At 55.1% G+C, this 8,903-nt stretch carries 8 protein-coding genes and 1 pseudogene; all 9 read right to left on the bottom strand.

Features of this window, described 5'->3' with window-relative positions; genetic code table 11:
* A partial coding sequence (locus A3C3_RS44820) for a transposase (protein ID WP_425337567.1) occupies nucleotides 1–182 on the bottom strand: 182 nt, incomplete at its 3' end.
* Nucleotides 183–415: 233 nt separating this feature from the next.
* Nucleotides 416–619, bottom strand: a pseudogene (locus tag A3C3_RS44815) (DDE-type integrase/transposase/recombinase); the annotation flags it as partial.
* A gap of 742 nt (nucleotides 620–1,361) precedes the next feature.
* A complete protein-coding gene (locus A3C3_RS40850; protein WP_084797158.1) occupies nucleotides 1,362–2,288 on the bottom strand; it encodes a DMT family transporter in 927 nt (308 codons plus the stop codon).
* A 48-nt stretch (nucleotides 2,289–2,336) separates the two neighbouring features.
* Nucleotides 2,337–3,299, bottom strand: coding sequence for a succinylglutamate desuccinylase/aspartoacylase family protein (locus A3C3_RS40845; protein ID WP_022719434.1), 963 nt, complete (start codon nucleotides 3,297–3,299; stop codon nucleotides 2,337–2,339).
* Nucleotides 3,296–4,000, bottom strand: a complete 705-nt coding sequence (locus A3C3_RS40840) for a glutathione S-transferase (RefSeq protein WP_233450533.1) — start codon at nucleotides 3,998–4,000, stop codon at nucleotides 3,296–3,298. Before A3C3_RS40840 ends, A3C3_RS40845 begins: the two co-directional genes overlap by 4 nt.
* Before the next feature lie 44 nt (nucleotides 4,001–4,044).
* Nucleotides 4,045–5,373, bottom strand: a complete 1,329-nt coding sequence (locus tag A3C3_RS40835) for a SidA/IucD/PvdA family monooxygenase (RefSeq protein WP_022719432.1) — start codon at nucleotides 5,371–5,373, stop codon at nucleotides 4,045–4,047.
* Nucleotides 5,374–5,380: 7 nt separating this feature from the next.
* Entirely contained in the window at nucleotides 5,381–6,955 is a 1,575-nt protein-coding gene (locus A3C3_RS40830; RefSeq protein WP_022719431.1) for a class I tRNA ligase family protein, read from the bottom strand.
* Nucleotide 6,956: 1 nt separating this feature from the next.
* Complete coding sequence (locus A3C3_RS40825; protein WP_022719430.1) at nucleotides 6,957–7,382, bottom strand: cupin domain-containing protein; 426 nt, start codon at nucleotides 7,380–7,382, stop codon at nucleotides 6,957–6,959.
* 474 nt (nucleotides 7,383–7,856) lie between these two features.
* Nucleotides 7,857–8,729 carry an IS3 family transposase gene (locus tag A3C3_RS0136630; RefSeq protein WP_022719114.1) on the bottom strand — a complete coding sequence of 291 codons (873 nt, stop codon included), beginning with the start codon at nucleotides 8,727–8,729 and terminating at the stop codon, nucleotides 7,857–7,859.
* Nucleotides 8,730–8,903: the final 174 nt, after the last annotated feature.

Below are 8,903 nucleotides of genomic sequence, written 5' to 3'. Positions count from 1 at the left end.
AGGGTCAAGCACAACGTAATCGCCAGATCCGAGTATTTCGGCTGACCACCCCGCGATGTCCGCCTCCGCGCCGTCCATAAAGACAGGGCCTCATCCTTCACCCAGATGGTCAAATCACCACGTTGACGCAGGCTTTCATTATATGCCGGCCAATTCGTCACTTGATATTTCTGCTTGGCAATCTTGTCCCGCCGATCGGCATTGAACGTGTGCGGCATCGTCGAAATCCGGATCAGGAGACTGAAAACCACCGCTCAATATCAGTCGCCGGGTGATCCACGCAACAACGCCATTTAGACCCCTCCTTGAAGCAAGGTTCGGATCAATCCCTTAGTGAAATCGTCAAATCGATCGAGCTGTACGGGCGTGTCGCAAGCTGGCGATAGGACGCGTTGAGCCGAGATGCACCTTGCCTTCACGCTTTGTTAACCTTTTGAAGTCCGAAGAGGCGCGCGAGCAGATCGTTCTGATCGTTGACGGTCCAGCCTCCGGCGAAGCCGAAGCCTTTCCGCAGCCACAACATCGCTTCGAAACCCGCGATCGTCCGCCGCGCCGTTTGGAAGGATTGAAAGCCGCCGATCTTCGGCATGTTCTTCTTCACTCTGAAATGGTCGCTCTGGTATTGTCACGTTAACTGGGCTGCGGTTGCCTGGCTGACGGGTTGGGCGTAGATTTCGGCGGACTCCCCTCGTTAGTCACGCGGCCCGTTAGCTCGACAACAAAAAATCCTGAAGACGGTCTTGAGCCAGAATAAATCTCTCGGCCCGTTCGTTGTTTTACAAAAGGCCCATTTCAGCCTTGTACGCAAAAGGACACCCCGATGAAGCCGCGCAACCTCTTTATTCTCACCGCAGCCCTGGCAGTCGCAGGTCTATCTGCTATCTACAGCTACGCAAATTTGTCCCCGGCGAATGAGCCTGCGTTGGAAAACACGGCCGCTTCCTCACCGCCGGCCCCGCCAGCTCCTCCGGCGCCAAACAGGTGAGGCAGCCAGTGAGCGGCGCAGCGTGTCGGATGTCTCGCACGAACTTCACGCGCAGCGTTTACACGTACCGCATGGCGGCCAGAGAGGGCGCATATGCACTTATGTGGGAACTATGAGGCCAAGGGCCTTGTCTGCGAAAGCCCTGGCCCCCGTAATGGAGCAGGGTGGGCGCTTACCGAGAAAGGGACCGCGCTGATTGCAGCCGCGGCGGCAAGGCCGCAGACCAACGAGGTGAACCCCACCGGGTTTGCGGGAGGCTTCAAACCTTGAGAAGGTGGAGCCAGTGACAGGCTTATCGCCGGATGCGGTCGCATTGATCGCCATCAGTTCACCACCTGGTGTCTTTGTTTTTCGTTGATTTGCGCTGGTCGGCTGGTCACTTGGTCGCACCGCGTGGAGGTAGCTTTAGCTTCCAACTCAGTGTGACGCCGAGTCCTGCAAGCAGAATGAAGCAGACGCCAGCGGCCTGGACGAGCGTGATGGATTTCGCAAAAACGAGATAGTCGCTCAACAGAGCCGCTGCGGGATTCAGGAATGCGCACACAGCGATGACAGCGGTCTGAACCTTAGGATAGTTGGAATAGAGCAAGACATACACAATCCCGGTATGGATCACACCCAGACCGGCGAGCCAACCCCAGACAGGGAACGCGGCATTTTGGAGGGGCGCAACCGACACGAATGGCGCGAAAATCAGCAACCCGAGAACACAATGGACAATCGTAAGAACGGCGGGGTCAATAGCCTTGAGCCGGCGCGCGGTTAGTGTCGATCCAGCATAAAGCAGAGAGGCCAGGACCGCATAGGCGATTCCGGACGCCCAGGTAGCATCTCCCATGATACTGCCGAGCCGCGGCCAGACGACGAACGTCAAGCCAACGAACGCCAGCAATAACCAGAACAGGCGGTCCCGGGACAGAGGTTCACCCAAAAACAATGCCCCTACCAGAACGATCCAGAAAGGCTGAAGGTGATAAATGATAGTCGTGAAGCCAATCGATATCAGCCGAAACGCCTCAAAAAGAGCAGCCCAGTTCAGGACCAGACAAAGACCGCTTACGATCGTCAAAACCAATAATGACCGATCAATCTTCCAGATATTGGAGAGAGTACCACGATAGACACACCAACCAGCAAGTGAAAGAGCTCCGAACAAACAACGGAAGAACACCACGTTGAAGGTCGGTTGGCCCGTTTGAACAGAAAATAATCCTGCTGTTCCTGAGAGCGCCATAGCCGCGGCCAGTAGTAATCTGGGACGAAAGGAATTCTGGTATGCGGTACTTTCGTGCGCGATTGCCATAAATTAACCTACTTTAAATTTGTGAAAAGACGGATGGGAAGTCCAGGTTTAACAGAAGCAGATCCCGGCTACAGTCTCCCCCCGGTTCACTGCGAGGCTCGAGATGTTAAACATGACCTTTCCCGTGACTGGTGCGGTCACGGAGGCAATCTTGTCGCCAAAAAAATTACGGATAGAGCCCAGCTCCGAGTGCGCCTCTACAAACGAGCCGGCCGAACAGGTCGGAGACCAAAGCCCACAAATTTCGGCGACTACACTCACACACCGGCTAACGCTGATTGCATTATAATGTGGAGACGGCGGTACTTTGTGTGGGATAACTTCAAGTTCTAGAAGTACGCGGTGGACGCCGTCCACTAGGCTGTCGATAGCCTGCGGTTCAAATCGCCCCCCTCCACCTGCTTCTGCAATGATCGCATGAACCCCCGCGTCTGCCGCGGCCGATATGGTCATTCCCGTCGCCGGGCTGGCGATCACGTCGGAAAAGCCGAACACGCGTGCGAGGTGTTCAGCTTTGTCATTACCTTCTCGAAAAAGGGTAAATGGCTCCAACGCCTCGTTTAGGTCACCGCAATGCAAATCAATATAGGCGTCGACGTGCGTCAAGACCTCGTCCACGAGCCAATAGGCGAGACGTTCGGTTTGCGTCCCTGCTGGATCGCCAGGAAAAACTCTATTGAGGTTCTTGCCATCCAGCGGACTTGTGTAAACGCTTCGCTGCCTGAATGCTGGCGTATTCACCACAGGCAGGACCACCAGTGTGCCACGAATTTCCGACGATATTGCCAGAAGACGTTGGGCAGCTTCAATCGCGCAATATTCTGATCCGTGGACGCCTGCCGAGACACATACACGCGGACCATCTTGAACGCCCCTGATAACAACTAACGGTAGCTGGTGGTCTTCGATCGGCCCGGCCGTGAACCGTGTAACCCCCGGCTCAGCTCTGTCGATTAGTCTTCGCATCGTACCGGGCCTCATTCCGACAACTTCGTGCACCGCACCGCTCATTGAACGGTCCTGCCGGCGACTTCGGTCTCTCGGAAGCGGGCGACATGCCGCGAAAAGTCCTTCACGAGGTTATCAATCGGCACAATCCTGTCACACTCGGATCGAGCCTCGTCGATCCATGCTCGTGTGGCTGCCAGGTCTAAAATCGTCTGGACGTATTCCCGCGCCGCCTCCGAGAGCGCAATCCGATACGTCGAAAAGCGGATTGCTACCGGTGCGAACATCGCATCCGCGATCGAGAACGACCCGAACAGGAACCTGCCACGCGTCCCAAATCTTGTCCGGCACTCCGACCAGATGTCATCGATGCGTTGAATATCCAGACGGACCTGCTCAGGAAGGGAAGCGTCGGCAGATTCATTGACCTGCCCCTTTGGACAGAAGGGAAGGTAACCTCGCAGGCTGGAAAAGCCTGAGTGCATTTCCGCGCTGAGCGATCGCGCTACTGCTCGCTCATGCGCATCGGCTGGCCACAGGCCACGCTCTGGAAACGCCTCCGCAAGGAACTCGCATATTGCCAGAGAATCCCAGATCCGGACCCCATCCACTTCGAGGACCGGAACCAATGACGATGGAGAAGCGGCCGCGAGGGCGTCCCTAGTTGCTTGATCGAGGACGCGTGTTACACCTTCGCAGCGGAATGGAATTGATTTGACCACGATTGCAATATGCGCTTGTCGAGCCACAAGCCAAGGTCGCATAGACCAGGAGGAATACGAGCGGCTTCCTATCGTCAGAGTCATCGTCATAGCAATCCTCCACCGACAGTGGCGTAGGAACGAACGTTTGATTCATATGACGAATGCATTTCCGCTTGAGAAATCATGCTGCGCGCGATTTCGTCGGCTCGTATAGAAAGGAGGCTGAAAGACCCGGCATCCCCCATTCCATGGCTATTCTCGCACAGACCGTTGAGATAAAGACCCAAGCCTCCAGCCTCTTTGACCTCATAGTTCCGGCGCACGATGAGACCACCACGTTCGTCCGTCTCCAGTTGGGGCAGTACTCCTTCAAGAAGTTGAGGACAGAGTTCACAATTTTCCGCTGCCCCTACATCTCTGAACCCAGTGGCAAGCACTACTGCATCCACCTCGACGCCGCTCTGCAAGTTGAGATGATGTTCTTCAAGGTCTAAGTGAATGCATTCGGCACGGGAGGTAACCGTACGAATTACTGTATTGTTGTGCCTATGGAAACGCTTGAGGCCTCGAATCTTTTCTTCGTAGAGCCGTACGTAGAGCTGATTGAGGACGTCGATATCTGCCGAGCTATAATTTGCTTGCCGCAACTGCCGACGCAAATCCTCCTTTGAGTGACTTGGGAGGGGAAAATAATATTCGATGAACTCGGGGAAATAGACATGTTCGCTGAACGGACTTGTGTCCTTCTGGCGCATACTGAAGCTGCGATGCACCGAGTGAATCTCGAGTTGCGGAAAGCGCGCCATCAGGTCGAGCAGGATTTCAACGGCACTCTGGCTGGCCCCGAGGACCGCAATTGACCGCAGGCCACGCTTGGCCAACACTTCGATTCGGTCGTTGTACTCAGTCAAATGAAACACGCGTTCGCCTAGATGTCCCTCGAACTGAATTGGAATATTGGCGGCGCGCCCGGTTCCTAGAACCAATGTTTTGGCCGCGATACTACCGGAGTCCGTTATCACCTTCCAAACACGCGCACCGGTGCCTTCATTCTCCTGGATTTCGACGCTCCAGACATTGCATCCATAGGTCACATCTGACCGAAAATGTTCTGCAACCCATTCGATGTACTGTGAATATTCCGACCGGAGCGGAAAATGCAAGCCTAGATTCAGGTATTCAAGAAGTCGTCCGACTTCACTCAGGTAGTTCGTGAAACTGTATCGACTCCGTGGATTTCGAGGAGTGACGAGATCCCGCAATGGATTGTTTTGGATGTCCGAGCCGGTCAAAAGCATATTGGGTTGCCAGCGGCTGCTCGTAGCCCGCTCGATGAAGTGGGAACTTGTCCCGCCACCCAGCTCCTCCAGCGCGATGGCAAGCGCAATATTGGAAGGTCCGAAGCCTATTCCAAGGATGTCAAAGGTTTGCATAGTCGCCTTACTCTCCTGCTACCAAACGGGGCGATGCGGCAACGAAATCCGACTTCTCGCCCCATGACATTGGTTCAGTATGCCCGCCAGCTCGCCATAGCCGGGACGAAACCGCGGGTGCTATCGGTGCAAGTCCAAGTACTGTTACGTCGAGCACTGTTCTGAAGTTGGCCATGGCGTGTTCAGATCCGCTCTCAGCACGGTTCGCGAGTTGTGCGCACCAGTCGAGTAGATCCACAAGAGTCTGAGCAGCGCGTCGCAGACTAAATGAGGACGCCCTGTACGCGTTCTCGAGACGCCTTTGAGCTGCTTTGGCGGCAAGGGCAACGTCGGGGTCTGGTGTGCCGTTCATTCCGAGATCGAGACCATTCGTTTCGAGCCGGTCCGATATCGTCGAGATCGGTTTGTGAAAATATCGATCAATGATCGCCCGCAAATCAGCTGGTGTGAAGTTGGCTTTCTGATGTTCCGGATTGGACCAGCACAAATAGAACCGGACTTCGTCGGCAACGTGGTTTGCGAGCAAATCCCGTGCCCATATCAGGTGTCCCTGGCTCGTTGAAAACTTGTAATTTTCAAGCTGATAGAATTCATTTGTTATGAACGCTGTTGGCAATGGCGCGAATAGCCCTGCATCGTGCGCAGCGAAAGCAAGCGCAAGATGCGCAAAGGTGTAGAAGAAGGAATTGTCGAAACCTAGGAACTGAACGTAGTCGACATTTCTTTCGGAAAGAGGGTGGCCATCGAAATTGTAGGAGTTCTTCCAAGCTTCAGAAAGCCAGTACACGTGCCCTGGTTGCATCTCGGCCCACACGTTGATGACTGTGCCTGGTAGGCCGAGTGAAGCAGCCGAAATGCCCCAATCGGACATGTAAGTGATCGGGAAATCGCGAAGCTGTTCGGACAGAAGATCATCACAGAGCTTAGCGAGTTCCGGGCGCATCGTGGCTTGCAATGTTTCAAGATGCCTTTCAATCCGCTGGCGATATCGCTCGAGTTCGAGGACAAGGGTAGGTACGGGCCTCAACTCGAAGGCCCCTTGCTCATGAGGATAACCCGTCGCCTGTAGATCCAGAAGCTTCAGTGGATCGTTCGGATGGCCACAGTTTTCGCAGATATTCCCCTTGGTCGCAGCCAAGCACACATTGCAACGTCCTTGAGCATAGGATTCGAATAGGTAGCGGCCGCTTGGTCGATGAAAAAAAGTGTCGACATTCTTAAGCACCAACGCGCCCGATTGCTTCAACAAAGCGAAATGTCGAGCCACGTAGCTGGAGTAGCGCTGATCCGGCATTCCGAGAAGATCAAACGAGATCTCGGCGAGGTCGAGCGTATGTCCGAAACATTCGTGACTCTTGTTTGCAAGGACCTGGGGCTCAGTCTGCAGCCGCTCCGCTGTCGTGACCACATACGACTGGTTCCTGTCGCTACTAAAAGCACTCACAATCGGCTGTGAGCGAAGCCGGTTGTACCGGCAGAATACGTCCGCGCCGAGATATGGACCGGAAAGATGCCCAACATGCAAATCTCCGTTCGGCGTCGGAGGGGGCACGGAAACAAGCGTAAGCGCATGCGATGGCATGTCATGCCCTCCCTATCGTGTCTTGGAGTTGTTTAGGCAAAGGCCCTGTAGCGGGGGTCAGCCCCGAGACGATATTAATCATGCGGGCGTTGGCTTCTGGACTGCCCCACCAGATAGTCAGGAACTCCAACGGTTCTATATTCGACGCATTCTGAATCGTGTGCCGGCAATTGCGAGGCAGAAAAATAACGTCACCCTTGCCCACAGGCTCAGTTTCATCGTCAACCGACATCAAACCCTGCCCACTCGTGATGATGAAGGTTTCGTCTTCGTCATGAGAGTGAGGGTGCGTCGCTTCTCCCGGCCGAACCGAACAAACAGCGCTTCCCCACAACGGGTCCGACACGTTTGCCCAAGGATATAGCCGCCGTAGATCGCAGCCGTATTCATATGCCGTTGTTGCATCCTTGCTGCGCGCAATTCTCATTTCGGAGCCTTCTCCAGCAGCACCAAACGCTAAAGGCAGCCGTTGCCCATAGCCCGGCTAAAAGTTAGATACCGCATACTATGGCCAATGCGGTTATGCCGCAATGTGGATGGCGCCGGTCGCTCCCGCCGCCTCGCAATAGATTTCAAGTTTCGTGCCAAGCAGGCCAATTGAGCTGACGGAACAATTATTTGGTGCTAATTCAGCGAGATAGGCGGAAAATACGGAATTGGGGGAAGAAGAATGCGTGTCGCGGAGCCGACAAAGGTGACGACGATGTCGTAAGTTGGATGTGGAGAAAAATTTTGGTTGATCGGGCCATCTGGAACTGCACTTTCGACCCACGACCCATGCAGGAAAAATTAAGCGGAGATCGCATTGTCCTGAATTTTGGGAGAGGGTGGGGAGGCCGATCGCTGATGTGGAGTGCACCCCCAGACTGAGACAAGGAAAATCGCGGACACCGCCCCGTGTTCACCTATGCCGCCTTTCCATCCGTCGTCCACCTGAATGCTTCTGTTCGTATTCCTCCGGCGTGAGATAGTCGAGCGCCGAGTGCAGGCGCTGCGCGTTGTAAACGGTATCGATGAAAGCGCCGATGCGCCGGCGGGCATCGTCTGCATCCCTATAGGCGAGACCTTGCACCTCTTCCTGCTTCAGGGTCTTCATGAAGCTCTCCGCTTTCGCGTTGTCATAAGGATTTCCGACACGGCTCATGCTCGCCTGGATGCCGTGAAGATGCAGAAGTTCGGAGTAGGCTCCGCACGCGTATTGAACGCCGCGATCGGAATGATGCACGAGGCTCCCGGCCACGGGCTGGCGATCGGTGATAGCCATCTCGAGAGCTTCGATCGCAAGGCTTGCTCGGAGATGCGTATCCAATGCCCATCCGACCACCCGGCGGCTAAACGCGTCAAGCACAACGGCAAGGAATGCAAACTCCTCAGCGAGATGAAGGAAGGTGATATCGGCAACCCATAGCTGGTTGACCCCATTGAGGATCATGCCCCTGGCGAGGTTCGGCACGACTTGCCAACCATGCCTCGAGTTGGTCGTTGTAGGAACAAAGGGTCTTGCGCGCAGGCACAACAGATTGTCTTCACGCATGATGCGTAGAATGCACTTGTGGTTGACTTGCCACCCCTCCCGACGCAACAGGGCTCCGATCCGGCGGTAACCGTAGTGCGCGTTGCCGAGAGCCATCTTTTGAATGAGGTCTCGCAAACCTGTTTCGGCCCGACGAGGGGCCGAATCCAGCCAGTGACGGTAATAACTCGCGCGGCTGACGCCCGCGAGCCAACACATTCGGTCGATGTTGAATTCGCCTTGCGACAGGCCGGTTGTCATCTTTTCGATGACTTTGAAGATCCCGTTTCGCCAGGAGCGCTGCTCCGACGCTGATCTTCCTCGAAGTGCCGCAAGGCTTCGCGAAAAAAATCGAGATCGAGCTGCTGTTGCCCGACTTTCTGCTCCAATTCCCTGATCCGGCGCCTGGCCTTGGTCAGTGCCTTTTCCTGAGGC

It is taken from the genome of Rhizobium mongolense USDA 1844 (genome assembly GCF_000419765.1).
Classification (GTDB): Bacteria; Pseudomonadota; Alphaproteobacteria; order Rhizobiales; family Rhizobiaceae; genus Rhizobium; species Rhizobium mongolense.
This window is presented reverse-complemented; position numbering and strand designations above follow the sequence as displayed.